Below are 25,881 nucleotides of genomic sequence, written 5' to 3' on the forward strand. Positions count from 1 at the left end.
TTACTGGAATGTGTATGCGTGCTAAACGACCGGATTCCGGCTTTTCATTACTGGAAATTATTGTGGTATTGGCTATTGCCGGTATCGCTTTAACTTTTTATGCGACCTATGCGCGTAAAGAGGCAAATCGTACTGCGCGAGAAAATCTGGCAAGTGCGGCCGTGCAGGAAATGAAAGGGATTATGACGTTTGTACTGGACTCGGATGCTGAGACGTCTTTAGAGGCCGGTAATCCACTGTATAGCGATGAGAAAGAGGTGAATGAAGCTTATCGTCGCCGTTTAACCAATAAGTCTAATGACAAAGATACTGGCCCGAAGGCTAACTACTTCCTGTGGGGCGATACGGACAACAGTGCAAAGCAGCAGCGATACTTTTTTATTAGCAAAAACTGTACATCAGCATTGAAGTCCAAATATGAATTTGGCAAAGAGTACCTTCCATGTCGCTTGAATAGCATTGCGAAAAACAGTGCCGCGATGATCGATCGCGTAGGATTTTACGCCCCCGATGATGCCGATGATGCCGATGATGCCGATGATGCCGATGATGCCTTGGCCATCAATCGTACCGATATCATCGTGGCGTTTAAAAGTGATACCAAACAAGACCGGCTGGGTTTTGTGGATTATTACCCCCAGTTCAGCAAGGCATTAACCAACTCCGGCTTGATCGTGTCTAAAGCCGTCGTGGTTTATCGTAGCAGCAGTGCGGCCAACTGGCAGCTGGTCATGCAAAAGAACGATCCCACCACGCCCGTGGAATTCGTCGATGTGGTGAATAATATAGGTGCTGTGGCCGCCTATACGACGGGGCAGTTCGGCGTGCGCTTTTCCTTCAATATGAGCGATAACGAACAGGGGGGAAGTGGATCCGGTGGTGCGGGCAATACCTGCTGGAATTCTAAGGAAAACAAGGTCACCCTCTGTTATGACAAGGCGCCAGGAACCGGTGCGCATGGCGAGGAGCAAATCCTTGCACTGAATATGACCGATGCAACGAATGCCCGTGGCGATCAAATGGCAGGGACGCTTAAATCCAACCTGGTCATGGAGAACACGGCCCGGCCGGTGTATATCTTTGAGCGAGAGTATGGCGGCGATCTGGCTTTAGCAAGCGACGGTACGCCAAAACGTATTGTTTATAAAGATGACGATGGGCATGAATTTTTTGGTGACTTTTTTATGGGTACGTGGTCATCAATAATGGCTATGCCTGGCCATAAATATGACGCGATTTCTGATTACTATAGGGTAAAAGCCTATGACGCCTATGAGTTAGTGACGCCATCAACCAGTGAATATTCTGGATATGAATATTATGCAACGGATGTCACGGACGATCCCGACTATACCCCGAATTATAGCGATGAAGATAAGCTATCCGGACGTCATCGTTTTGCTGTTCAGACATGTCCAAAAATTGAACAGGAGATTATATTACGGGATGCCGAGGGAAATCCCTTAACCGATAGTGACGGTAATATTAGAAAGGTGAAGATTACCCGAGAGCTATTCCCGCAGCTATCGGCGAGCCTCTCTTCTGTGTCGGCTTACGATAACCATGTACATAGTGGTATTTATACTCGTCCAGACAAAACGCGCAGCGAGTTAAGCAGCAGTGAGATTGTCGGAATGTTGGGTGGGATAACCGTTCAGATTGAATTTGCCCTCCAGGATAAGGAAGAAGGTGGTATTCACCCTGATTCAAACCAAGGGTCGAAGCAGATTTTCCCTAACTCTAAATATGTCTGGATAGTGACATCCACATTAGGAATGTACGACGCCAAGTCTGGCCAGGGTAAAAATATTGTCAATCCACTTTCAGTGTCATACACCATTACTAAATGGTGTAGCACTGTACCTCAATATGGTACTCCTGCTGATTTATTATCAACGACAGAATACCAATAAAATAAAGATGGAGACCAGTAGAGGGTATATGAAGAAACATAATTTAAAATTTGGTATTGTTCTGGTGTTATGTTCCTCCTGTGCCATTGCAAGCTTGAATGGTTCACCAGCACTTAATGCCTCAGCGTCAACCAATACCTTGACGGAAACTACGGGTGTAAATCCTTTTTCTACTGGCCAGCAGTCACTGACTGCGCCAACCTATGCACCTTCTCTGGTTATTCGTGAAAAGGAATTATTGAGCCAGGAAGTCAAAAAATGGGTTGAGGGTAACGGGTATAAACTCTACTGGAACAGTAAGAAAGACTATGTCGTTTATAATAATATTACATTGTCAGGTAAAACTGATGATGACATATTACAGTCTCTGGGTGAGCTATTCTTTTCTGAAAACTACGGACTGGTTGTCAAAAAATACCAGAAAAACCGTGTTATTGTCATTGACGATATGTAACTTTATATGGATGTGAAGATGATGAAGCTGAAAACAGGACTGTTGGCTTTAACGATATTGTTACAGGGTTGCGTCAGCGATTTTGAAGAAAAATATGATGCGGATAGCCAGGTAAAAGAACATTTCCAGAGCGCCACTTCTCAGGAAGAGTCCAAAGCAAAACCCTATATAAAATATGATAGCGCATTTATAGGTAAAAAGGTTGAATACAGCGTTGAGCAGCAGCGCATCATGAGCAAGCACGTCAAAATATCATCATATGAACCGGCAAGTCTTGCCGTTATTATGGATGCTATCGCTGCGCAGACCGGCATCAGTTATCGTATTAACGATCGGTCAATGGGCGGAAAAGGCGGTTCAGCGAAGTCTGATACTGGATGGGATCAGCCCCACAGCGTAAAATTTGATGGGACTTTCGAAGAGTTTATGAATTATATTTCTTCTCTTTATGATGTCAGCGCCAAACTCGATGATCATAACGTTTTAAAGCTCAATGTGTATGAAACCTATGTGGTTAATCTGGATTTCTACGGTGAAAATAATAAATCTGAAACAACCCTGGATCTGTCGGGAAATGAAGCTACTTCTAGCGGTGGCTTAACCGGAAAATCGGAAACAAAATTTGAGTCCTCCTTCTGGGATGATGTCGAAGATATGGCTGAAAATTATATTTCATCCGGGAATTATAATCTTTTTAAAGATTCATCCATTCTGATGGTGAATTCAAGACCGTCAGAATATGCGGCCTTAAGCAAGGCGCTGGATAAATATAAAGCGGATAATAGCCGCCAGTTTATCCTGACGTATAAGATATTTACGCTGGATAAAACCAAAGTCAAAGAGCTTTCCGCAGGCGCAAATTTTTCATTTACCGATGCGCATAACACGATGAAAATTAGCAGCAGTATGCTGGATTCGCTTACCGGTGGAGTTAGCGTTGGCTGGAAAAACAGCCATGTCGATATTAATGGCGGGCTGGATGCGCTATATCAACTGACGGGCAGTCGTTCTCTACAAAGCGGATCGTTTATTACCCGCAACAATATGCCCGTACCGCTTAACATGACCAAAACGCAAAACTATGTGTCGAGTCGAACGCGTACTACCGATGAGAATGGAGAGGTGAATGTTGATGTTGAAACCTCTGAGATTGTTACCGGCACCAGCTTCATTATTACGCCTCGCGTGCTTTCTGATGGGCGTATTGAGGTCGTCAGTGGCTTCACTAAGCGTTATCTGGAAGGCATTGAAGAATATGATGATGTTCAGTTGCCAAATGTGAGTACCACGGAATCTTTTAACTCCTCCATTATTATGCCCGGTGATTTGCTGATGGTGGCAAAGTATGACGTGAAGGATGAAAACGGTGGTCTTGGGTATCAATTGTTGGGAGCGGAGGATAAGTCAGAAGATGCTTCTGCAACCGTAGTGATGGTCGTGGGTGTGGACTACTACCGCCAGCCCATCACATCACGCTAGACGCGGGTACTGACATGGATAAGTTATTACTAAGTCATAATATTCTGATAGGGCTCCTATGGGAGCCTGATTCAATGTCGCATATGGAGCCCGGCGCGCAGGCAGCATTCCGCGGTATGGTAAAGGCGCACAGGCGCCTGATGTATAAAGATGATGCAGGTAAGTTAGCCGTTGGCTACTGTGAAAAGGTATCAACGCTGTACGAACCTTTTGCTATTTATATTAAAGAGCTCTTTGGTGATGGGATCTATTTTTTCCACCAGGAAGATGACTTTACTTACCTTCTTATTATTAATGCTGGTCGTATTATCAGTGGCACAGATTGTTTTATCGACAAAAAATTATTTGATGAAATTATGCGAAACACTGAACAGTATGAACATCTGGAAGTGACGGAGCTCACCAATATACAGCTGGATGTCGTTATCGATAAATGTCGAGGCCATCAGCTCTCACTTAAGCGGCGACGTCGACTTGTTATTGGCCTTATTTTTGCCAGCGGTATCATTTTCCTTTTAGTCCTGGCGTTGGTTCTTCACTTCTTTGTGGCTGGGTAAGCTATGCTTGAAAAACTCTATTTCTGGAAGGGCGGTGGCGGTGGCATGTCTACCCTGATTCGCATATTAGTGATTTTTCTGATCGTGATGCTGCTGCTTTGTGCCGGCGGGGGCGCGTATTGGTATTATTATATTAAGCTCCCCGCTGATGAGTCGTTAGCACAGCAACAGCAGGCTGCTGATGCGTTAAAAGCGGATATTGCCTCGGTGCGTAGCTGGTATGAGAAGGCGCTGGAAGGAGCTGATATCAAGTCTGGGATGCATATTCTTGATGAATTATACCGTGCGCAGATACCTTTGCGAGTGCTACACCTAAGACTCAAAGGAATAGAATATAGCTGTACGCTAAAGGCATGCCAGTTGGCGCTGGAGTTTGAACCAGGGGCGATTGTGACCCAGCCGGAGATTAATTTCTTTGGGAAGGGATATCAGCCATCATTCCCCATCGGTAAGGGGAAAAATAGTACAGGAAAAACCACTTCGTTAATATACAACAATATGGTTGTCAAGGTTGAGAATAATGCGCTGCTTAGTGCTTATAAAAAGGGGAAACCTTTAGAGCTATATGCTTGTGATGAGGTTATCTCATACATTAAAACATATAACTCAATGTTATCTTCCGGCAAAGGTAAGAGTGCGACGGGCGAAATTGTTTATAAATCACTGCCAGCGTCATCCATAACCGATAAAGCCAAACGCTTATCCGGTCAGGTGAAGTCCTATGACATGTTGTCTGCTGATTGGACTATGGAATTAAAAGGCGGTGAAAATAATGAAGTGACTGAAATAGACGCTCAGATGGCTTTGTATAAACAAGCCTATCGCGAGGCATTTTTAATTAGGAAGATTGAAACCCTAAAAAACGGATTTAAAGTCTCTGGGGGATTAGTATGCAAAGCGTAAAGTATTTGATGATTGTCGCGGTATGTTCAACGGCAGGCTCCTTGCAGGCTGCACCGACGACCGATTTACCGCCAGCACCGCAGCCGACGGTCCAGGCTCCTGTCGCAGCACCAAAACCACAGGCCGCACCCCAGGTCCCTGTTTCGGTTCCCGTTGTGCCGCCGGTCACGACAGAATCGATGCCAGGCTCTCGCCTACCCGCTGCCGCACCTCAGCCTGAAGAGGAAAAATCGGCTGAAATCACGATGCAGGAGTTTATCCAGAACCAGGTTGAAGAGGACTATGAGCACCAGGCGGCCATGCGCAGGCTCAACAACCAGGTCGAAGTCGAGAAGAAATTGAGCGAAATTCGTAAGCTACGCGGTGAAGATAAGATTAAGCCATTGCAACCCGTATCAGCCCAGCCAAAAGCCGCGCCCGAAGAGACGAAACCGGAGAAAGCTGCCTCTCCCGCAGTAACACCGCCGCATGTGGTGCTAGAGTCGGTGATCGGGGGGCTCTCTCGCGTGGCGATAGTGAATAACAGTGGCAGTCAACTGCTGTATGTCAAACCTGGCGATAGCTTTGTTATGGATGGCCAAAATTATCGTCTGATTAGGGATACCCGCTTAGGGTTGCAGATTAAGGATGCAGCCCAGTGAATTTAGGTTTTTCTCGTATTACGTCAGAAGAGTTGCTATCCGGCGTCTGGGAATACCAGGACTTTGAAGGGATAGGCATTACGGCGCTTCTGGGGGCGAACGAATATCTGTTGGTCTATAACATCAGCATTGACCGCCTGTTCGAATACGAACTCCAGATGTCACGTTTAAAGTCGATGCATAAGCGTCCGATCTACGGGCTGGCATTGGTCACGGAAGAAGAGTACTTCCATGTTCTTGAGTTTATCTCCTTAAAGGCGCTGAACAATGCGCAGGGTGATATTGACGTTACGGATACTCAAAGGCGCCTAATCAATATTCTGCAGCGCGTCGTGAATATGGGCGCCAGCGATCTGCATATCACCCGTAACGATGTGTTGGCGCTGTTTGAAGCCCGCATAAACGGCGTGTTGATGCCGTTTATGCAGATTAAATCGCAGCAGTGTGATGAGCTGGTTTTTGTGTTGTATAACGTCGAGGCAACGACGCGTGATACCACCTGGAACCGGGCCATTCCGCAGAATGCGAACATCCTTTATAGCCTGAATGGTAAGCCGTATCGCTTCCGCTATGCGCACTTTCCCATCTTTGGCGAAACCCCTGATTGTTACCACGCGGTACTGCGTATCATCCCTTCCGGCTTGCAGAAGGAGAATATTGGTTCGCTGGATAAGATAGGCGTTTCACCAGATGAAATCGCCGATCTTAAAAAGATCCTCAGTAACCCTTATGGGGCCTACGTGATCGCCGGAACCACGGGTTCAGGGAAATCGACAACGCTGAAAAACCTGATGGAATGGCTGCAAATTAACCGCTATGACGAGCGTGGCTGTTTCCTGACGGTAGAAGATCCGGTGGAATACCAGATCTATGGTGCAAAACAGAGTTCGGTGGTTAGCGTGGAAGGGGGCGGGTTTCATGCGGCGATAAAATCTGCGCTGCGCCGCGATCCTGATGTCTTAATGGTTGGGGAAATACGCGATGAGGTCTCCGCCAATGCGCTGGCAGGGGCGGTTGAAAGTGGCCACTACTGTTTTACCACGGTACATGCCGGGAATATTGTCTCCTTACTTCAACGTATGTCGGCTTTAGGGATTGGTAGCGACAAGCTTTCCACGCCGGGATTTATCGCGGGTCTGCAATGCCAGAAACTGGTTCCCGTGCTGTGCGAAGCCTGTAAACAAGTTTATGAGGTTAAAACGATACTGGGGCGTGAGTTTACGCTTTATCAGGCCAGTGAAAATGGCTGTGAGCAGTGTAAGCACAGCGGTATCAAAGGGCGGCAGATTGCCATGGAGTACTTTTTACCAACTTATGATGAGCTGGCGGCTATTTCGCGTAAGGAGTGGCTGAATGTCTATGCGCTTTGGCGTGAAAAACGCAGAAACGTCAGCGGGTTAGCCGAAGGATTTGAAATCCGTGAAAAAGTGATGGCGCATGTCTTGCGTGGCCGTATCGATGCGCGATGGTATGCCATGGAGTTTGGTTCAGTAACCGACGAGGATATGGAGATTATCGTTGATAAAATTCAGTAAAAAACAGCGCATCTATATTTACCAGTTCTGCGCTGACATGGTTAAGGCGGGGCTGCCGCTCTATGATTCTCTGCAAAAACTGCAGAAAGAGGGGCAGTCCCTCTTAGGTAAACGCTTCAGTCAGCGTCTGCAGGGATTGATAACCCAGATGAAGCAGGAGACATCGGTTGCTGCGGTGTTTGAAGGTATGGTACCGAACAGTGAACTGAGCGTCATCACGGCGGCAGAGAAAAGCGGTAGCCTCTCCGATGGCTTTCTGACGCTGGTTTCTATCATCAAGTATAACGATGAGCTGCGAAAGAAAATCGTGGGTGCGCTCGTTTTCCCACTGATCATGATTACGCTGTCCCTGATTGTGATTGCGGGTTACTCGCAAAAGGTCTTTCCTGCGTTTGCCTCCGTCGTCTCCGTGGAGAAATGGCCACCGGTGACTCAAAATCTTTATAATTTCGGTAATGCGCTCTATGACGGACTATGGCTAAAAATCCTGATCGGTTTTATTGCATTTGTCATTCTTTCACGAATAGCAATGGCAAATCTCAGCGGGCAAATCAGGAATAAAGCCCTCGATAGAGTCCTGCCATTCTCAACCTATCGCCAGCTGACATCATCTATTTTCCTGAATAATCTGTCGTTGATGTTGAGCAACGGGATCCCCTTGACCGATGGTCTGGCGATTATCCGCCTGAATTCGAACCGTTGGCTAAAATGGCATCTTGATTCCATGCTTGAACAGATGGCCCATGGCGTGAACTACGGAAAAGCGCTGGATTCGGGATTGATGGGCACGGAAGAGTTGCTGAACATTAGCCTCTATGCCGATTTACCCTCGTTTAATGAAGTCCTGCTTTCTGTTTCTGAGCGCTCCCGTGAGCGTATCCAGGAATATATGAAGAAGCTCGCGGCATTATTAAAAAACCTGGCGACGGTTATTCTCGGTGGCTGTGTTATCTGGGTGTTTGTCGCGCTATTTTCATTAATGGATACTCTCTCCAAAAGTGCTGGAGCATGATTCAAGGACGGATTAAATATGAATATATTCAGCAGAAAAACCATGGCGGTACTGGGTTGCTTATGGTTCGTTTTTAGTACGCCACAGGCGTTTTCCGCAGAGAAATACGGTTTGGGCGATATATTAAGAATATGTCCACTTTGGTCAACGCCATTTCCTGTTGGGTTCAGGATGCCTGAGCCTTTACTTCTGGCAAAATTTGAATTAGATATGGCAGTCAATTTAATCTATATTTCTGCCGATAATACAGCCGATATTGACGATTATACCAATTTATATTACGTCGATGGTGTAGAAACATGGCCTGGTATATTAAAAGGTAACGCTACGGCGGCGTGTAAGACCTCTTCGGCATGCCAGAAAAGCAGCAGCGGAACCGTAGGAAAGGGCGTTTCTGCCTATGATTCACTGGCGGCGGAATTTGCGGGAGAGGATCTTCGTGTTGCCCAAAAAACGATCCACCCAACGGATAAGACGCCATTTACCTGGTTTTATTTGCCGGTGAGGAAATATAAGCTATTACGCATTGAGGTGTTTGTACCCAATAAGCTTGATGACGGCGTCGGCCATTCAGAACCGTTTTTTGTGGAGTACCGTGCAACGGGCAATAGAGACGAGCTTCAACGTGTCTCTATGGGAGGAACTGCGGCCGGGGCGAATTTTAATGGTGTTTACTTACCTGAGACGCTGCGCTTAACGCAAAACTCTGGTCTGGAAATCTGGCTGAATCATTCAACGTCATCAAATCCGGCGGATGATATTTCTGATTTGTTGCCTTATGCAAAGGTATTTCCATTCCGGTCGGAGCAGTTAGCGTCTTTACCGGAAAGTTGCCGATAATGCATATGACCAATATAGAAGCCTTCTTTTCTCCTGCGTATCCCTGGCTCGCACTGCTCCTGGGGTTATTCATTGGCAGCTTTCTTAACGTCGTCATCTATCGCTTACCGATAATGCTGATGCGTGAGTCCGTTTTGGAGGCTGAACGAGACAATATACCTGACGTTAATTTATGGTGGCCGCCATCCCATTGCCCGCAATGTCAGCATAACATTGCGCCATGGGATAATATCCCTGTCTTGAGCTGGTTATTTCTCCGCGGCCGTTGCCGCCACTGTCATGGCAGTATCCCTTTTATCTATCCCCTCAGTGAAGCATTGATCGGCGGCGTCTTTTTTCTGTTGGTCTATTGTTTCTACCCAGAGTTTAACTTGCTGCAGTTAGGGTTTATCGCTTTATTCCTGTGTTTGCTTTATACCCTTTCAGTGATTGATTTAAATACATTTTTACTGCCTGACTGTTTGGTTTTTCTGTTGCTATGGAGCGGTTTAATTGCTTCTGTTCGGCACATTATTCCCATTTCGCCACGAGATAGCGTTATGGGGGCGGTCTTTATTTGGTGTTTTACATGGCTGATGTCGGAAGGATTCCGGCTGGTGACCCGGCGGGAAGGGTTTGGTCGTGGTGATATGAAATTATATGCCGCTTGTGCCGTATGGTTGGGTAACGCCAATGTTGGCATCCTGATACTAGGCTCGGCGGCGCTAGGTCTGTTCTTTTTTTTCCTGCGCTACGTTTTCCGGCGCTATTGCCCGCAGCGAAGTGAGCTGGCGCGGCAAGGGTATATTCCCTTCGGACCGGCAATAGCGATAGTGACCGTCTATATGCTGTACACGGAGGTACTGCATTGATGATAAGGCTGCTTCTACCTTTATTACTGAACTCTTCCATTCCGGTGATGTACCAGGATGAGCTGGGCCGGAATGATACCCACATCGAGGTCTCGTTGATCCCTCGGCATTCGTTACGGCCCGATACCCTGTCCGCGATGACGGGCGAGCTGCCTTTGTCCCTCTATTTACTTTCACTCCCGCTTTGGCCCTCAATGGAAGAGGAGTGGTTGCCAGGGGGCGTTGAGGCTGAACCGCCCAGCATGCTTGCAGCACAACAAACTTTTTTTACACGCTTGCTGTCCGGCGATACGGTAACGGCATGGTATGAAGCCCGCTATCGTCAACCCGATGCATTAACCTGTCGGGCCGGGGACTATGCGCTCTGGCATCAACCATTCGAGGGCTGGTTGCCGGAATGGCGAAAGGGTGAACCGATCGGGTGTCTGCAAACGCAGGCGCTAGCCACCTTTTTTATGCCGATGCAAACGGCTGTGGACATCAGTGCCCATACCGAAAACGACGCCCCGGTTAGCAGCGTGTTCTCGGTATTAAATTTGACGATTAGTTCTAACAGCGCCCCCGTTCCTGAGTGGCGCCCGGTGAGCGATCTGCGGGCTGCTTCAAGCGTGGAAGGGATAGCCAGCAATACCTTCATCTTCCCGCTAACGCACGCTGTTTTTGTCACCTCGCCTTATGGAATGCGTTATCACCCCATTAGCCACCAGTTTCTACGTCATGAAGGCGTGGATTTGCGTGCGGCGATAAATAGCCCCGTACTGAGTATTGCCGATGGACAGGTCGTGGATACGGGATATGGACCCGTCACCGGTTTTTACGTCACGATTGACCACGCGGATGGCTGGAGCAGCCGTTATTTGCACCTGAGTACCATCAGCGTTGGTAAAGGCGAATCGGTCCTGAAGGGAAATATTATTGCCCGTTCTGGTAATAGCGGGAGGTCAAATGGGCCTCATCTGCATCTTGAAATAAGCCGGCACCATCGCCTGTTGGATCCCATGAGCGTGCTGTTTACGACCTTAATATCGCCTAATCCGCAGTCGGCTCGCCAGGAAGACAGTGCGCGGGCTGCGCCTGTGTTACCCGAACTTGTCGATATGACGCCCGCAATTGTGCTGGTGGGGGGCGAAGGGAATGATATACAGATTGGCGTGCGGATAGGTAAGCGCACGACGTTTTATGCGCTGAATGAACCGATCGAAACGGATGAAGGCAGTTGGAAGATTATAAAGCGCTATGGAAAATACAAACTTGTGAAGCGTGATACGACAAAGCAGCAGTAGCTGTTTGTTTTCTGACTGTTTTATCGGCGTAAAAATGAATAATAACGGGGTTTTGCTGTTTTTTTCCGCAGTTGATACAATGTGTGGAAATTGCCCTTGCGAAGGTCATTCGCTTTGGTTAGTATTCACACCCGCTTCAGTGGGAAACTTAAATGTCCCGCTTAATTGGTCGAAGCACTTGGTACGCGGTGTCCCCGCAAGGAACAGGTTGATTATGTACGAAGCTCTTTTAGTTGTTTTCCTTATTGTAGCGATTGGCCTTGTGGTCCTCGTTATGCTGCAGCAAGGTAAAGGCGCTGATATGGGAGCCTCCTTTGGAGCAGGCGCTTCCGCTACACTGTTTGGTTCTAACGGTTCTGGTAACTTCATGACCCGTATGACTGCCGTGTTCGCGACGCTGTTCTTCATCATCAGTCTGGTTCTGGGTAACATCAACAGCAACAAGACCAATAAAGGAAGCGAGTGGGATAACCTGACTGCACCGAAGACTGAGCAAACCACTCAGCCAGCGGCACCGGCTCAGCCGACCAGCGATATCCCGCACTAAGTATTCTGTACCGAGGTGGTGGAATTGGTAGACACGCTACCTTGAGGTGGTAGTGCCCTAACGGGCTTGTGGGTTCGAGTCCCATCCTCGGTACCAATATTCCGAAAGAAAGACGCTGAAAAGCGTCTTTTTTTTCGTCTGTAGAAAGCGGGGCTAGTCCGCTTTCGGGAAATCAACGACCGTATCATTCACCCGGTTCACCATGTTGGTGAACAGAATCGCGCTGACGGCGCTGATAATCTCAATCACCTGCTGGTCGTTAAAACCGGCCTGCTTCAGCGCGGTGACGTCCGCTTCCGGCAGCGTGCCGGTGGTGCTCACCAGCGTTTGTGCGAATTTCACCAGCGCATGAAGTTGCGCGTCTTCCTTATAATCTCCCCGGCGCAGCGCGTGGATCTGCTCGCCGCTGAAGCCTGCTTTTTTCGCCATCATCGTGTGGGCTGCCAGGCAGTAATCACAGCCGGTGGCTTCACTGACCGAGAGGTTAATCGCCTCCAGCTCCCGGGCGCTCAGGCTGCCTTTATGCAGCATGGCATTATGTGCCAGCGCCTGCTGTAACGCCGCCGGGGAGTTTCCCCCGATGGTCAGGTAGGCATTTGGCACTTTGCCCATGGCTTTTTTAATCCCGCCAAAAATCTCAGCGGCTTTACCGGTGGCATCTTGTTCACGAATCTCTGCTAAACGGCTCATGGTCTACTCCTGTTATTCGAGGGTTTGTTGTGGCATGGGGACATCTTAGGATACGGCGGCGTGGTAGACTTGCCCTCTTCGTCTCATCTTTTTGTCTTATCGTCTCAGGAGTCGTATGGACAGTCTTAGCCATCTCTTAACGTTGCTGGCGCCGCGCTGTGAAGTGAACTTGCACTGCCGCTTTGGCGGCCGCTGGCAGGCGGGACACAATCAGATGCGGGCTGGCGTGGTTCCCTGGCACTTTGTGCTTAGCGGCGAAGGGCGGTTAACCGTCGGCAAAGAGACGCGGCAAATGCGGGCGGGCGATGTGATAATGCTGCCGCACGGCTCGCCGCATCTGATGGAAAGCCTGGTGGAGTGGGGGCAGGTATTGCCGGTCGCTCATCGCTTTAACGGCACGCTGACCGAGATGCGTACCGGCTCTGATGGCGATGCGCTAGAAATGCTGTGCGGTGAATTCTATTTCGGCCCCCACGTGAGCTGGCTGTTTGCGGAGGAAACCGAACTGGTTCATCTACATACCGATGAACGCGAGGATTGCCCGGAACTGGAAACGCTGCTGAACGTGCTGGTTCGTGAAAGCCTGGCAGAACATCCCGGCGGCAGCGCTATCGTCCGTAGCCTCGGGGATACGCTGTTGGTGCTGATGCTGCGCACGCTGCTGGGGGCGGAAGAACCGCCTGGCGGTTTACTGCGTCTGATGAGCGATGAGCGGCTGATGCCCGCGGTGCTCGCCGTGCTGGCAACGCCGGAACAGCCGTGGACGCTGGAGAGCATGGCGGCCAGAGCGTTTTTATCCCGCGCAACCTTCGCCCGTCATTTTGCCCGCGCCTATCATTTGACGCCGCAGGCCTGGTTAACGCAGCTACGTATGGCGCTGGCGGCTCGATTACTGCATCAGGACCGGCAGGCTCGCCTGGAGGTGATTGCTGAGCGCTGCGGTTTCCAGTCGCTGGCCTCATTCTCGAAAAGTTTTAAAAAGCACTATGGCCTGACGCCGGGCGAATGGCGGCGCCGTTAGTGACCGCTAACACAAGGCAATAAAAAAGGCCGCTTACGCGGCCTTTTGCATCAACCAGGCAGGCTTATTTGCCTTTGTTTTCCAGATTCTCAACCTGCGGCAGGCCGGTCGCGGAAGAGGCGGTCAGCAGACCCGCTTTCGCGTAGCCGAACAGCTTCTCACGGGTATCGGTAATGTCCAGATTACGCATGGTCAGCTGGCCGATACGATCGTCCGGTGAGAACACGGACTCGCCTTTCTCCATGGTCAGACGCTCAGCCTTATAGGTCAGGTTGTCAGACACGGTGTTCAGGATGGAGTAGTCGTTGCCGCGACGCAGTTCCAGCGTCACTTCACCGGTAATCTGGCTGGCGACCCAACGTTGCAGGCCGTCACGCAGCATCAGCGCCTGCGAGTCGAACCAGCGGCCCTGATACAGCAGTTTACCCAGCTGACGACCATGTGAGTGATACTGTTCAATGGTGTCTTCGTTATGAATACCGGTCAGCAGGCGTTCGTAGGCGATATGCAGCAGCGCCATCCCCGGGGCTTCATAGATGCCGCGGCTTTTCGCTTCAATGATACGGTTTTCGATCTGGTCGCTCATGCCCAGGCCGTGACGGCCGCCGATGCGGTTCGCTTCCAGCATCATCTCAACGTCATCGCTGAAGGTTTTACCGTTCAGCGCGACCGGATGACCCTGCTCGAAGCGGACGGTCACTTCTTCTGCCGGGATCTTCACGCTCTCGTCCCAGAACTTCACGCCCATAATCGGGTTGACGATCTTGACGCTGGAGTTCAGGAACTCGAGGTCTTTCGCTTCGTGCGTCGCACCCAACATGTTGGAGTCGGTTGAGTAGGCTTTTTCGACGGACATTTTGTAGTCGAAGCCGCAGGCGATCATAAATTCAGACATCTCATGACGGCCGCCCAGCTCGTCGATGAAGTCGGTATCGAGCCACGGTTTGTAAATCTGCAGCTCGGCGTTGGTCAGCAGGCCATAACGATAGAAACGTTCAATATCGTTGCCTTTGTAGGTGCTGCCGTCGCCCCAAATGTTCACGCCATCTTCTTTCATGGCGGCAACCAGCATGGTGCCGGTAACGGCACGGCCCAGCGGAGTAGTGTTAAAATAGGTCAGGCCGCCGGTAGTGTTGTGGAAAGCACCACACTGAATGGCCGCAATGCCTTCGGCAACCAGCTGCTTACGGCAGTCGATCAGGCGGGCGTTCTCTGCGCCATATTCCATAGCACGACGAGGAATCGCATCATAATCATCTTCGTCCGGCTGGCCCAGGTTTGCAGTATATGCATAAGGGACAGCGCCTTTTTGTCGCATCCACAGCAGCGCTGCGCTGGTGTCGAGACCGCCGGAGAAGGCGATACCAATACGTTGACCTGCCGGAAGATGCTTGAGAATCGTCGTCATAAAGTAAAACCCTGCTTGATTGACTGAAGGAGAAATCGCTTTTCGCTGTCAGTGAATTTTTATGCAAAATAAATGAGTTTTCATTTAATCACGTTTTAACGGAGACCGGAAGGGATTCATGCATTTTTATTCAAAAAATCCGCGCCGTCAGCGAAGTTTATAAGGGGTACCATACCGCGATTGTCCACGCATTTCTTGTGCATAGAATGTGAGGTTGACAAGCTGTGACCCGGCTCACTATACTGTAGGCCGATTTTACGTCCCGTCCTCGGTACCAAATCCCAGCATTATTTGCATTTTTTACTCAAAACGCGTAAAATTTGCCACGTTTCAGGCGCGGGGTGGAGCAGCCTGGTAGCTCGTCGGGCTCATAACCCGAAGGTCGTCGGTTCAAATCCGGCCCCCGCAACCACTTTCCCTTAGAGTTCATTTTCAAATATACTGTGAAGACTTAGGCCTTCGTAGCTGGATTTGAAAAAAAATTCTTTCGGAAGGTTCTCCAGGCCGCAGTTGCGGCTATAGGGTTCAGTTATCTAAAGCCCCGATTTATCGGGGTTTTTTGTTATCTGACTACAGAATAACTGGGCTTTAGGCCCTTTTTTTATGTCTTGGGGGTGGGTTTGTCCACATTAGAGCAAAAATTAACAGAGATGATTACAGCACCGGTTGAAGCCCTGGGCTACGAACTGGTCGGCATCGAATTTATTCGCGGTCGCACATCCACACTGCGCATCTATATTGATAGTGAAGATGGCATCAATGTTGATGATTGTGCTGATGTGAGCCACCAGGTAAGCGCGGTAATGGACGTTGAAGATCCGATTACCGTGGCTTACAACCTGGAAGTTTCCTCTCCGGGCCTCGACCGTCCAATGTTCACCGCTGAACACTATGTGCGTTTCCTGGGTGAAGAGGTGACGCTGGTCCTGCGCATGGCGGTACAGAACCGTCGTAAGTGGCAGGGCATTATCAAAGCGGTTGACGGTGAGATGATCACTGTGACAGTCGAAGGCAAAGATGAAGTGTTCGCGCTGAGTAACATCCAGAAGGCGAACCTGGTTCCCCACTTTTAACAGTCTGGATTGAGGTGAAAGGCCCCGATGAACAAAGAAATTTTGGCTGTTGTTGAAGCCGTCTCCAACGAGAAAGCGCTGCCGCGTGAGAAGATTTTCGAAGCGCTGGAAAGTGCGCTGGCAACGGCGACAAAGAAAAAATACGAACAGGAAATCGACGTTCGCGTTGAAATCGATCGCCGCAGCGGCGACTTCGATACTTTCCGTCGCTGGGTCATTGTTGAAGAAGTCACCCAGCCAACCAAAGAAATTACCCTCGAAGCGGCACGTTTCGAAGATGAAAGCCTGAACGTGGGCGACTACGTTGAAGACCAGATCGAATCTGTGACCTTCGACCGTATCACCACGCAGACGGCGAAACAGGTTATCGTGCAGAAAGTGCGTGAAGCTGAACGCGCGATGGTTGTCGATCAGTTCCGCGACCAGGAAGGCGAAATCATCACTGGCGTGGTGAAGAAAGTGAACCGCGACAACATCTCTCTGGAAGTGAAATCCGAAGGGCTGGCCGGTAACGCTGAAGCGGTGATCCTGCGTGAAGACATGCTGCCGCGTGAAAACTTCCGCCCAGGTGACCGCATTCGCGGCGTACTGTACGCCGTTCGTCCTGAAGCGCGCGGTGCGCAGCTGTTCGTCACCCGTTCCAAGCCGGAAATGCTGATCGAACTGTTCCGCATCGAAGTGCCGGAAATCGGTGAAGAAGTTATCGAAATTAAAGCCGCTGCTCGCGATCCTGGCTCTCGTGCCAAAATTGCGGTCAAAACCAACGACAAGCGTATCGACCCGGTCGGTGCTTGCGTCGGTATGCGCGGCGCGCGCGTGCAGGCGGTTTCGACCGAACTGGGCGGCGAGCGTATCGATATCGTGCTGTGGGACGACAACCCGGCGCAGTTCGTGATCAACGCAATGGCGCCGGCTGACGTGGCATCCATCGTGGTTGATGAAGACAAGCACACCATGGATATCGCGGTAGAAGCAGGGAACCTGGCGCAGGCGATTGGCCGTAACGGTCAGAACGTCCGTCTGGCTTCTCAGCTGAGCGGTTGGGAACTCAACGTGATGACCGTTGATGACCTGCAGGCGAAGCACCAGGCAGAAGCGCACGCGGCTATCGATACCTTCACCAAATATCTTGATATTGATGAAGAGTTCGCCACCGTTCTGGTAGAAGAAGGCTTCTCCACGCTCGAAGAACTGGCCTATGTGCCAATGAAAGAACTGCTGGAAATTGATGGTCTGGACGAAGCGACCGTTGAGGCGCTGCGTGAACGCGCGAAAAACGCCCTGACCACTCTGGCACTAGCCCAGGAAGAAAGCCTCGGTGACAACAAACCGGCTGACGATCTGCTGAACCTGGAAGGGTTGGATCGCGCACTGGCTTTCAAACTGGCCGCTCGTGGTGTTTGTACGCTGGAAGATCTCGCTGAACAAGGCGTTGACGACCTGTCTGATATCGAAGGATTAACCGACGAGAAAGCGGGTGAGCTGATTATGGCTGCGCGTAACATTTGCTGGTTCGGCGACGAAGCGTAATAAACTGTAGCAGGAAGGAACAGCATGACAGATGTAACCGTAAAAAAGCTGGCCGCAGAGATTGAGACCTCGGTAGATCGCCTGGTACAGCAATTTGCTGACGCTGGCATCCCGAAGTCTGCTGACGACTCTGTGTCCGCACAAGAGAAACAAACCTTACTGGCGCACCTGAACCGTGAAAACGGTTCTGCGCCGGATAAGTTGACTTTGCAGCGCAAAACGCGCAGTACTCTCAACATTCCAGGTACCGGTGGAAAAAGCAAATCGGTACAAATCGAAGTCCGCAAGACACGCACCTTTGTGAAACGCGATCCGCAAGAGGCTGAACGCCTGGCCGCGGAAGAGCAGGCGCAGCGTGAAGCGGAAGAGCAAGCCCGTCGTGAGGCAGAAGAAGCTGCCAAACGCGAGGCGCAACAAAAAGCCGAACGTGAGGCCGCAGAACAAGCTAAGCGTGAAGCCGCTGATAAAGCGAAACGTGAAGCTGCGGAAAAAGACAAAGTGAGCAATCAACAGACCGACGATATGACCAAAACCGCCCAGGCTGAAAAAGCCCGCCGTGAAAATGAAGCTGCCGAGCTGAAGCGCAAAGCGGAAGAAGAAGCGCGTCGCAAGCTTGAAGAAGAAGCCCGTCGCGTTGCGGAAGAAGCGCGCCGCATGGCAGAAGAAAACGAGAAGAACGGTGTGGATGCCGCTGAGCCGACTGAGGACACCAGCGACTATCACGTCACCACTTCTCAGCATGCTCGCCAGGCAGAAGACGAAAACGACCGTGAAGTAGAAGGCGGCCGTGGCCGTGGTCGCAATGCGAAAGCCGCGCGTCCGGCGAAAAAAGGCAACAAACACGCCGAATCCAAAGCCGATCGTGAAGAAGCGCGCGCCGCTGTTCGCGGGGGTAAAGGCGGCAAGCAGCGTAAAGGTTCCACACTGCAGCAGGGCTTCCAGAAGCCGGCTCAGGCCGTTAACCGTGACGTTGTGATTGGCGAAACCATCACCGTTGGCGAACTGGCTAACAAGATGGCGGTTAAAGGCTCTCAGGTCATCAAAGCGATGATGAAGCTGGGCGCCATGGCCACCATTAACCAGGTCATCGACCAGGAAACCGCACAGCTGGTTGCCGAAGAGATGGGCCACAAGGTTATCCTGCGTCGTGAAAACGAGCTGGAAGAAGCGGTAATGAGCGACCGTGACACCGGCGCTGCGGCTGAACCGCGCGCACCGGTTGTGACCATCATGGGTCACGTTGACCACGGTAAAACCTCTCTGCTGGACTACATTCGTTCCACGAAAGTGGCCTCTGGCGAAGCGGGCGGCATTACCCAGCACATCGGTGCATACCACGTTGAAACCGACAACGGTATGATCACCTTCCTCGACACCCCGGGTCACGCCGCGTTTACCTCAATGCGTGCTCGTGGTGCGCAGGCAACGGATATCGTTGTTCTGGTTGTCGCAGCTGACGATGGCGTGATGCCGCAGACTATCGAAGCAATCCAGCACGCGAAAGCGGCGGGTGTGCCGGTGGTGGTTGCAGTCAACAAAATCGATAAGCCAGAAGCGGATCCGGATCGCGTTAAAAACGAACTGTCCCAGTACGGCATCCTGCCGGAAGAGTGGGGCGGTGAGAGCCAGTTCGTTCACGTATCCGCCAAAGCGGGTACCGGTATTGACGAACTGCTGGACGCTATCCTGCTGCAGGCTGAAGTTCTCGAACTGAAAGCGGTACGCAATGGCATGGCAAGCGGCGCGGTGATCGAATCCTTCCTGGATAAAGGTCGTGGCCCGGTTGCAACCGTTCTGGTTCGTGAAGGTACTCTGCACAAGGGCGACATCGTTCTGTGTGGCTTCGAATATGGCCGCGTTCGTGCGATGCGTAACGAGCTGAGTCAGGAAGTACTGGAAGCGGGTCCGTCCATTCCGGTGGAAATCCTCGGCCTGTCCGGTGTTCCGGCTGCCGGTGACGAAGTGACCGTCGTTCGTGACGAGAAGAAAGCGCGTGAAGTTGCTCTGTACCGTCAGGGTAAATTCCGTGAAGTTAAACTGGCTCGTCAGCAGAAATCTAAACTCGAGAACATGTTCGCCAACATGACCGAAGGCGAAGTTCACGAAGTGAACATCGTACTGAAGGCCGACGTACAGGGTTCTGTGGAAGCGATTTCCGACTCCTTGCTGAAACTGTCTACCGACGAAGTGAAAGTGAAGATCATCGGTTCTGGCGTAGGTGGTATCACCGAAACCGACGCGACCCTGGCTGCTGCATCCAACGCGATTCTGGTTGGCTTCAACGTTCGTGCTGACGCCTCTGCGCGTAAAGTGATCGAGTCTGAAAGCCTGGATCTGCGTTACTACTCCGTCATCTATAACCTGATCGACGAAGTGAAAGCGGCAATGAGCGGCATGCTGTCTCCGGAGCTGAAACAGCAGATCATCGGTCTGGCTGAAGTGCGTGACGTGTTCAAATCACCGAAATTCGGTGCGGTCGCGGGCTGTATGGTTACCGAAGGTACCATCAAGCGTCACAACCCGATCCGCGTTCTGCGTGACAACGTGGTTATCTACGAAGGCGAGCTGGAATCCCTGCGTCGCTTTAAAGATGACGTTAACGAAGTCCGTAACGGCATGGAATGTGGTATCGGCGTGAAGAACTACAACGATGTTCGCGTTGGCGATATGATCGAAGTGTTCGAAATCATCGAGATCCAACGTACCATCGCTTAAGGTTGGTTGGGTGTAGGCCGGATAGGGCGTTTACGCCGCCATCCTGCAATGTTATGCCTGATGGCGCTAGCGCTTATCAGGCCTACAGCCTGAATACCGTATTAATTTCAAAAAGGGGCTGATAAGCCCCTTTTTTGTCTGGAGAATTTATTATGGCGAAAGAATTTGGTCGCCCGCAGCGCGTGGCTCAGGAGATGCAAAAAGAGATCGCAATCATCCTGCAGCGCGAAATTAAAGATCCGCGTCTCGGCATGATGACCACCGTTTCCGGTGTCGAAATGTCCCGCGACCTGGCCTATGCCAAAGTGTTTGTGACCTTCCTGAACGACAAAGATGAAGCGGCGGTAAAAGCCGGTATCAAAGCGTTGCAGGAAGCCTCTGGTTTTATCCGTTCGCTGCTGGGTAAAGCCATGCGCCTGCGTATCGTGCCGGAACTGACTTTCTTCTACGACGATTCGCTGGTTGAAGGGATGCGCATGTCTAACCTGGTGACCAACGTGGTAAAGCATGACGAAGAACGTCGTGTGAACCCGGACGACAGCAAGGAGGACTGATGAGTCGTCCTCGTCGTCGCGGCCGTGATATCCACGGCGTGCTGTTGCTGGATAAGCCGCAGGGCGCATCCAGTAATGATGTACTGCAGAAAGTGAAGCGTATCTATAATGCCAATCGTGCCGGGCATACCGGCGCGTTGGATCCGCTGGCGACCGGTATGCTGCCGATTTGCCTCGGTGAAGCGACCAAGTTTTCTCAGTATCTGCTGGACTCCGACAAACGCTATCGCGTGATTGCTCGCTTAGGCCAGCGCACCGATACGTCGGATGCAGACGGGCAGATCGTTGAAGAGCGTCCGGTGACTTTCAGCGATGCGCAGTTAGCAGAGGCGCTTGAGAGCTTCCGTGGCGACACCCAGCAGGTGCCGTCCATGTACTCTGCGCTGAAGTATCAGGGGAAAAAGCTGTACGAATATGCGCGTCAGGGCATTGACGTGCCGCGTGAAGCGCGCCCGATTACCGTCTACGAACTGCTGTTTATTCGCCACGAAGGTAACGAACTGGAGCTGGAAATTCACTGCTCCAAAGGCACCTATATTCGTACCATCATTGACGATCTGGGCGAGAAGCTGGGCTGTGGTGCGCATGTGATTTTCCTGCGTCGCCTGGCGGTCAGCAAATACCCGGTCGAGCGTATGGTCACGCTGGAGCATCTGCGCGAGCTGGTTGAACAGGCCGAGCAGCAGGGCATTCCGGCGGCGGAATTACTCGATCCGTTATTGATGCCGATGGACAGTCCTGCTTCGGACTATCCGGTGGTGAATATCCCTGTAACGTCAGCGGTTTACTTTAAAAATGGTAACCCGGTACGGACGTCTGGCGCACCGCTGGAAGGTCTGGTGCGCGTGACGGAAGGTGATGAAGGCAAATTCCTCGGTATGGGCGAAATCGATGACGAAGGCCGCGTGGCTCCACGCCGTCTGGTGGTCGAATACTCCGAGTAAGCCAGGTTCTGTGGCTTGCGATAACCGGGCGCTGCGAGTAGAATATCGCGGCTTAACGTCTGCTTAATTGTTTAACAATTGGCAAGCGTTATCTCAGGGCTGCTGAATTAGAGATCGGCACCCTTTCTTTCTTTTAAATTTGGAGTTCAAAATGTCTCTAAGCGTTGAAGCTAAAGCACAAATCGTTTCTGAGTTCGGTCGTGGCGCGAACGACAGCGGTTCCACTGAAGTTCAGGTTGCACTGCTGACTGCACAGATCAACCACCTGCAGGGTCACTTTGCAGAGCACAAAAAAGATCACCACAGCCGTCGTGGTCTGCTGCGCATGGTTTCTCAGCGTCGTAAACTGCTCGACTACCTGAAACGTAAAGATGTTGCACGCTACACCGCGCTGATCGAGCGTCTGGGTCTGCGTCGCTAATTCTAGCGAGTTTCAGAAAGAGGGGCCTTTATGGCCCCTTTTTTCCACCGGACGACCGTTATTTATAAGAAAGTATGCCCGCAAGACGCTGCCTGGCGTTCTGGTAATCCTGCTTGTCTGCATCTTGTTGAGACAAAATTGAGCTGAAATTACCAACACAGCAGTATTTTGAAAGATAACGGGTATAATGTATTGTTGTTGTACATATTCTTCGTTGCAGAGGTTCGCGCGGCTAATGAGAGGCTTTACCCGGCGTCGGGTTAGGGTTGTCATTAGTCGCGAGGATGCAAAGAAGATCGGTTTCATCGGTCGGCACGCCAAAGGGTGTGCCGCCACTCATTAAGAAAGGATAGAATTTTGCTTAATCCGATCGTTCGTAAGTTCCAGTACGGCCAACATACCGTTACGCTGGAAACCGGCATGATGGCGCGCCAGGCAACTGCCGCTGTGATGGTTAGCATGGATGACACTGCGGTATTCGTTACCGTTGTGGGTCAGAAAAAAGCGAAACCAGGCCAGGACTTCTTCCCGCTGACCGTTAACTATCAGGAGCGTACCTACGCTGCTGGCCGTATCCCGGGCAGCTTCTTCCGTCGTGAAGGCCGTCCGAGCGAAGGTGAAACCCTGATCGCGCGTCTGATTGACCGCCCGGTTCGCCCGCTGTTCCCGGAAGGGTTCGTTAACGAAGTTCAGGTTATCGCGACCGTCGTTTCCGTTAACCCGCAGGTTAACCCGGATATCGTGGCAATGATTGGCGCATCCGCTGCGCTGACGCTGTCCGGTATTCCGTTCAACGGCCCGATCGGTGCTGCGCGTGTTGGTTATATCAATGACCAGTACGTACTGAACCCGACTCAGGACGAACTGAAAGAAAGCAAGCTGGACCTGGTTGTTGCCGGTACCGAAGCGGCCGTACTGATGGTTGAATCCGAAGCTGAACTGCTGAGCGAAGACCAGATGCTGGGCGCTGTCGTATTCGGTCACGAACAGCAGCAGGTTGTTATTCAGGCGATCAACGAGCTGGCGAAAGAAGCCGGCAAACCGCGTTGGGACTGGCAGCCAGAAGCCGTCAACGAAGCGCTGAACGCGCGCGTTGCCGCACTGGCAGAATCTCGCCTGAGCGATGCTTACCGCATCACCGACAAACAAGAGCGTTATGCTCAGGTTGACGTGATCAAATCTGAAACCATCGCGACGCTGGTGGCGGAAGACGAAACCCTGGACGCTAACGAACTGGGCGAAATCCTGCACGCTATCGAGAAAAACGTTGTTCGTAGCCGCGTACTGGCAGGCGAGCCGCGTATCGATGGCCGTGAAAAAGACATGATCCGTGGTCTGGACGTGCGTACCGGCGTGCTGCCGCGTACCCACGGTTCCGCACTGTTCACCCGTGGCGAAACTCAGGCGCTGGTTACCGCGACCCTGGGCACCACCCGTGATGCGCAGAACCTCGACGAACTGATGGGCGAGCGTACTGACAACTTCCTGTTCCACTACAACTTCCCTCCGTACTGCGTAGGTGAAACCGGTATGGTCGGTTCTCCGAAGCGTCGTGAGATTGGTCACGGTCGCCTGGCGAAACGTGGCGTGCTGGCAGTGATGCCGGAACTGGATAAATTCCCGTACACCGTGCGTGTGGTTTCTGAAATCACCGAATCTAACGGTTCTTCTTCCATGGCTTCCGTATGTGGCGCTTCCCTGGCGCTGATGGACGCAGGCGTGCCGATCAAAGCGGCCGTTGCGGGTATCGCGATGGGTCTGGTGAAAGAAGGCGACAACTATGTTGTGCTGTCTGACATCCTGGGCGACGAAGACCACCTGGGCGATATGGACTTCAAAGTAGCGGGTTCCCGCGACGGTATCTCTGCGCTGCAGATGGATATCAAAATTGAAGGTATCACCAAAGAGATCATGCAGGTTGCTCTGAACCAGGCTAAAGGTGCGCGTCTGCACATCCTGGGCGTGATGGAACAGGCGATTAACGCGCCGCGCGGCGACATTTCTCAGTTCGCTCCGCGTATCCACACCATCAAGATCAATCCGGACAAGATCAAAGACGTGATCGGTAAAGGCGGTTCTGTTATCCGTGCTCTGACCGAAGAAACCGGCACCACCATCGAAATCGAAGATGACGGCACCGTGAAGATCGCAGCGACCGACGGCGAGAAAGCGAAATTCGCTATTCGTCGTATCGAAGAGATCACCGCAGAAATCGAAGTGGGTCGTATCTACAACGGTAAAGTAACCCGTATCGTTGACTTCGGTGCCTTCGTGGCCATCGGCGGCGGTAAAGAAGGTCTGGTACACATCTCTCAGATCGCTGACAAGCGCGTTGAGAAAGTGACCGACTACCTGCAGATGAACCAGGAAGTACCGGTTAAGGTCCTGGAAGTTGACCGTCAGGGCCGTATCCGTCTGAGCATTAAAGAAGCAACCGAGCAGTCTCAGCCTGCCGCCGCACCGGAAGCTCCGGCAGCGGAACAAGGCGAGTAAGGTTTGCCTTTTGCCCTCCGCGTTTGCGGAGGGCACATTTCGCTGGCTGGATGCCTTGTTTGCATGCGGGGGACAGGACGTTCATCCAATTGTTGTCTTCGGGAGTGGGAAATGAAGCCTTTTTTGCGCTGGTGTTTCGTGGCGACAGCACTCACGCTGGCAGGATGTAGCAACTCTGCCTGGCGTAAAAGTGAAGTCCTCGCGGTGCCATTGCAACCGACGTTACAGCAGGAAGTAATCCTGGCACGCATGGAACAAATACTTGCCAGTCGGGCTTTAACCGATGACGAACGCGCACAGCTTTTATATGAGCGCGGAGTGTTGTATGATAGTCTCGGTCTGAGGGCATTAGCGCGAAATGATTTTTCACAAGCGCTGGCTATCCGACCCGATATGCCTGAAGTATTCAATTACTTAGGCATTTATTTAACGCAGGCAGGCAATTTTGATGCTGCCTATGAAGCGTTTGATTCTGTACTTGAGCTTGATCCAACTTACAATTATGCGCACTTGAACCGCGGCATCGCGCTTTATTACGGTGGCCGTGCGAAGTTAGCGCAAGATGATCTGCTGGCGTTTTATCAAGACGATCCCAATGATCCTTTCCGCAGCCTGTGGCTTTATCTTGCCGAGCAGAAGCTCGATGAGAAGCAGGCAAAAGATGCGTTGAAGCAACGCTTCGAGAAATCGGATAAAGAACAATGGGGATGGAACATTGTCGAGTTCTACTTAGGCAACATTGACGAAAAAACGTTAATGGAGCGCCTGAAGGCGGACGCAACGGATAACACCTCGCTCGCTGAGCATCTCAGTGAAACCAACTTCTATTTAGGTAAGTATTACCTAAGTCTTGGGGACAGGGACAGCGCTACGGCACTGTTCAAACTGGCGGTTGCGAACAACGTACATAACTACGTTGAGCACCGATACGCATTGTTGGAATTATCGCTCCTGGGCCAGGACCAAGATGACCTGGCAGAATCGGACCAGCAATAGCTGACGACTACATCAGCCCGT

Annotated in this window: 23 protein-coding genes and 2 tRNA genes; 23 read left to right on the forward strand and 2 right to left on the reverse strand. The window is 51.3% G+C overall.

The genetic code is table 11. The annotated features are described in order from the left end of the window. The first annotated feature begins 14 nt into the window (after positions 1–14). The 13 genes from M989_RS03225 (at position 15) to M989_RS03285 (ending at position 12,111) form a co-directional block, all read left to right on the forward strand. Positions 15–1,913, forward strand: a complete 1,899-nt coding sequence (locus M989_RS03225) for a type II secretion system protein (RefSeq protein WP_064541934.1) — start codon at positions 15–17, stop codon at positions 1,911–1,913. A 28-nt stretch (positions 1,914–1,941) separates the two neighbouring features. After that, on the forward strand, positions 1,942–2,367 hold the full coding sequence (locus tag M989_RS26140; protein WP_083965118.1) for a TcpQ domain-containing protein: 426 nt from the start codon (positions 1,942–1,944) through the stop codon (positions 2,365–2,367). 21 nt (positions 2,368–2,388) lie between these two features. Beyond that, positions 2,389–3,846 carry a hypothetical protein gene (locus M989_RS03235; RefSeq protein WP_064542508.1) on the forward strand — a complete coding sequence of 486 codons (1,458 nt, stop codon included), beginning with the start codon at positions 2,389–2,391 and terminating at the stop codon, positions 3,844–3,846. Between the two features lie 14 nt (positions 3,847–3,860). Next, the gene (locus tag M989_RS03240; RefSeq protein ID WP_064541936.1) at positions 3,861–4,403 is read left to right on the forward strand and encodes a hypothetical protein; all 543 of its coding nucleotides are present in this window, start codon (positions 3,861–3,863) and stop codon (positions 4,401–4,403) included. A 3-nt stretch (positions 4,404–4,406) separates the two neighbouring features. Next, complete coding sequence (locus M989_RS03245) at positions 4,407–5,306, forward strand: hypothetical protein (protein WP_064541939.1); 900 nt, start codon at positions 4,407–4,409, stop codon at positions 5,304–5,306. Continuing rightward, positions 5,294–5,947, forward strand: a complete 654-nt coding sequence (locus M989_RS03250; protein WP_064541942.1) for a hypothetical protein — start codon at positions 5,294–5,296, stop codon at positions 5,945–5,947. The genes M989_RS03245 and M989_RS03250 overlap by 13 nt, the downstream gene beginning before the upstream one ends. After that, positions 5,944–7,482: an ATPase, T2SS/T4P/T4SS family gene (locus M989_RS03255; RefSeq protein ID WP_064541945.1), complete on the forward strand. Its 1,539-nt coding sequence runs from the start codon at positions 5,944–5,946 to the stop codon at positions 7,480–7,482. Before M989_RS03250 ends, M989_RS03255 begins: the two co-directional genes overlap by 4 nt. Beyond that, positions 7,466–8,494: a type II secretion system F family protein gene (locus tag M989_RS03260; RefSeq protein ID WP_064541948.1), complete on the forward strand. Its 1,029-nt coding sequence runs from the start codon at positions 7,466–7,468 to the stop codon at positions 8,492–8,494. Before M989_RS03255 ends, M989_RS03260 begins: the two co-directional genes overlap by 17 nt. A gap of 18 nt (positions 8,495–8,512) precedes the next feature. Next, entirely contained in the window at positions 8,513–9,334 is an 822-nt protein-coding gene (locus M989_RS03265; RefSeq protein WP_064541952.1) for a hypothetical protein, read from the forward strand. 5 nt (positions 9,335–9,339) lie between these two features. Beyond that, on the forward strand, positions 9,340–10,185 hold the full coding sequence (locus tag M989_RS03270) for a prepilin peptidase (protein ID WP_064542511.1): 846 nt from the start codon (positions 9,340–9,342) through the stop codon (positions 10,183–10,185). Beyond that, on the forward strand, positions 10,185–11,468 hold the full coding sequence (locus tag M989_RS03275; protein WP_064541954.1) for a M23 family metallopeptidase: 1,284 nt from the start codon (positions 10,185–10,187) through the stop codon (positions 11,466–11,468). Before M989_RS03270 ends, M989_RS03275 begins: the two co-directional genes overlap by 1 nt. A gap of 214 nt (positions 11,469–11,682) precedes the next feature. Continuing rightward, complete coding sequence (gene secG / locus M989_RS03280; RefSeq protein WP_064541957.1) at positions 11,683–12,015, forward strand: preprotein translocase subunit SecG; 333 nt, start codon at positions 11,683–11,685, stop codon at positions 12,013–12,015. A 9-nt stretch (positions 12,016–12,024) separates the two neighbouring features. Next, a tRNA-Leu gene (locus M989_RS03285) sits at positions 12,025–12,111 on the forward strand. A gap of 57 nt (positions 12,112–12,168) precedes the next feature. Here the strand turns inward: M989_RS03285 and M989_RS03290 are convergent. Continuing rightward, positions 12,169–12,705 carry a carboxymuconolactone decarboxylase family protein gene (locus M989_RS03290; RefSeq protein ID WP_064541960.1) on the reverse strand — a complete coding sequence of 179 codons (537 nt, stop codon included), beginning with the start codon at positions 12,703–12,705 and terminating at the stop codon, positions 12,169–12,171. A gap of 115 nt (positions 12,706–12,820) precedes the next feature. On the opposite strand from M989_RS03290, the gene M989_RS03295 reads away from it, so the two are divergent. Further along, positions 12,821–13,726, forward strand: a complete 906-nt coding sequence (locus tag M989_RS03295; protein WP_064541962.1) for a cupin domain-containing protein — start codon at positions 12,821–12,823, stop codon at positions 13,724–13,726. A 64-nt stretch (positions 13,727–13,790) separates the two neighbouring features. On the opposite strand, the gene argG is transcribed toward M989_RS03295, so the two are convergent. Next, positions 13,791–15,134: an argininosuccinate synthase gene (argG, locus tag M989_RS03300; RefSeq protein WP_000207646.1), complete on the reverse strand. Its 1,344-nt coding sequence runs from the start codon at positions 15,132–15,134 to the stop codon at positions 13,791–13,793. A 335-nt stretch (positions 15,135–15,469) separates the two neighbouring features. Here argG and M989_RS03305 point away from each other — a divergent pair. The 9 genes from M989_RS03305 (at position 15,470) to nlpI (ending at position 25,860) form a co-directional block, all read left to right on the forward strand. Continuing rightward, positions 15,470–15,546, forward strand: a tRNA-Met gene (locus M989_RS03305). A gap of 208 nt (positions 15,547–15,754) precedes the next feature. Continuing rightward, entirely contained in the window at positions 15,755–16,207 is a 453-nt protein-coding gene (rimP, locus tag M989_RS03310) for a ribosome maturation factor RimP (protein ID WP_064541967.1), read from the forward strand. A 27-nt stretch (positions 16,208–16,234) separates the two neighbouring features. After that, positions 16,235–17,737, forward strand: coding sequence for a transcription termination factor NusA (nusA, locus tag M989_RS03315; RefSeq protein ID WP_064541970.1), 1,503 nt, complete (start codon positions 16,235–16,237; stop codon positions 17,735–17,737). A 24-nt stretch (positions 17,738–17,761) separates the two neighbouring features. Next, positions 17,762–20,452 carry a translation initiation factor IF-2 gene (gene infB, locus M989_RS03320; protein WP_064541973.1) on the forward strand — a complete coding sequence of 897 codons (2,691 nt, stop codon included), beginning with the start codon at positions 17,762–17,764 and terminating at the stop codon, positions 20,450–20,452. 152 nt (positions 20,453–20,604) lie between these two features. Continuing rightward, positions 20,605–21,006: a 30S ribosome-binding factor RbfA gene (gene rbfA, locus M989_RS03325; RefSeq protein WP_064541976.1), complete on the forward strand. Its 402-nt coding sequence runs from the start codon at positions 20,605–20,607 to the stop codon at positions 21,004–21,006. After that, positions 21,006–21,950, forward strand: coding sequence for a tRNA pseudouridine(55) synthase TruB (truB, locus tag M989_RS03330; protein ID WP_064541979.1), 945 nt, complete (start codon positions 21,006–21,008; stop codon positions 21,948–21,950). The genes rbfA and truB overlap by 1 nt, the downstream gene beginning before the upstream one ends. A gap of 151 nt (positions 21,951–22,101) precedes the next feature. Further along, positions 22,102–22,371, forward strand: coding sequence for a 30S ribosomal protein S15 (rpsO, locus tag M989_RS03335; RefSeq protein ID WP_035891092.1), 270 nt, complete (start codon positions 22,102–22,104; stop codon positions 22,369–22,371). Between the two features lie 357 nt (positions 22,372–22,728). Then, positions 22,729–24,864, forward strand: coding sequence for a polyribonucleotide nucleotidyltransferase (pnp, locus tag M989_RS03340; RefSeq protein WP_064541982.1), 2,136 nt, complete (start codon positions 22,729–22,731; stop codon positions 24,862–24,864). Positions 24,865–24,975: 111 nt separating this feature from the next. Continuing rightward, a complete protein-coding gene (gene nlpI / locus M989_RS03345) occupies positions 24,976–25,860 on the forward strand; it encodes a lipoprotein NlpI (RefSeq protein ID WP_064541985.1) in 885 nt (294 codons plus the stop codon). The last annotated feature ends 21 nt before the right edge of the window (positions 25,861–25,881 follow it).

This window comes from Kluyvera georgiana ATCC 51603 (genome assembly GCF_001654985.1).
GTDB classification, from domain to species: domain Bacteria; phylum Pseudomonadota; class Gammaproteobacteria; order Enterobacterales; family Enterobacteriaceae; genus Kluyvera; species Kluyvera georgiana.

What these genes read in the sequence shown, in the direction of transcription:
- M989_RS03225 (WP_064541934.1), top strand. Translation starts at nt 15, where the DNA reads ATGCGTGCTAAACGACCGGATTCCGGCTTTTCATTACTGGAAATTATT.
- M989_RS26140 (WP_083965118.1), top strand. Translation starts at nt 1,942, where the DNA reads ATGAAGAAACATAATTTAAAATTTGGTATTGTTCTGGTGTTATGTTCC.
- M989_RS03235 (WP_064542508.1), top strand. Translation starts at nt 2,389, where the DNA reads ATGAAGCTGAAAACAGGACTGTTGGCTTTAACGATATTGTTACAGGGT.
- M989_RS03240 (WP_064541936.1), top strand. Translation starts at nt 3,861, where the DNA reads ATGGATAAGTTATTACTAAGTCATAATATTCTGATAGGGCTCCTATGG.
- M989_RS03245 (WP_064541939.1), top strand. Translation starts at nt 4,407, where the DNA reads ATGCTTGAAAAACTCTATTTCTGGAAGGGCGGTGGCGGTGGCATGTCT.
- M989_RS03250 (WP_064541942.1), top strand. Translation starts at nt 5,294, where the DNA reads ATGCAAAGCGTAAAGTATTTGATGATTGTCGCGGTATGTTCAACGGCA.
- M989_RS03265 (WP_064541952.1), top strand. Translation starts at nt 8,513, where the DNA reads ATGAATATATTCAGCAGAAAAACCATGGCGGTACTGGGTTGCTTATGG.
- M989_RS03270 (WP_064542511.1), top strand. Translation starts at nt 9,340, where the DNA reads ATGACCAATATAGAAGCCTTCTTTTCTCCTGCGTATCCCTGGCTCGCA.
- M989_RS03275 (WP_064541954.1), top strand. Translation starts at nt 10,185, where the DNA reads ATGATAAGGCTGCTTCTACCTTTATTACTGAACTCTTCCATTCCGGTG.
- secG (WP_064541957.1), top strand. Translation starts at nt 11,683, where the DNA reads ATGTACGAAGCTCTTTTAGTTGTTTTCCTTATTGTAGCGATTGGCCTT.
- M989_RS03290 (WP_064541960.1), bottom strand. Translation starts at nt 12,705, where the DNA reads ATGAGCCGTTTAGCAGAGATTCGTGAACAAGATGCCACCGGTAAAGCC.
- M989_RS03295 (WP_064541962.1), top strand. Translation starts at nt 12,821, where the DNA reads ATGGACAGTCTTAGCCATCTCTTAACGTTGCTGGCGCCGCGCTGTGAA.
- argG (WP_000207646.1), bottom strand. Translation starts at nt 15,134, where the DNA reads ATGACGACGATTCTCAAGCATCTTCCGGCAGGTCAACGTATTGGTATC.
- nusA (WP_064541970.1), top strand. Translation starts at nt 16,235, where the DNA reads ATGAACAAAGAAATTTTGGCTGTTGTTGAAGCCGTCTCCAACGAGAAA.
- infB (WP_064541973.1), top strand. Translation starts at nt 17,762, where the DNA reads ATGACAGATGTAACCGTAAAAAAGCTGGCCGCAGAGATTGAGACCTCG.
- rbfA (WP_064541976.1), top strand. Translation starts at nt 20,605, where the DNA reads ATGGCGAAAGAATTTGGTCGCCCGCAGCGCGTGGCTCAGGAGATGCAA.
- truB (WP_064541979.1), top strand. Translation starts at nt 21,006, where the DNA reads ATGAGTCGTCCTCGTCGTCGCGGCCGTGATATCCACGGCGTGCTGTTG.
- rpsO (WP_035891092.1), top strand. Translation starts at nt 22,102, where the DNA reads ATGTCTCTAAGCGTTGAAGCTAAAGCACAAATCGTTTCTGAGTTCGGT.
- nlpI (WP_064541985.1), top strand. Translation starts at nt 24,976, where the DNA reads ATGAAGCCTTTTTTGCGCTGGTGTTTCGTGGCGACAGCACTCACGCTG.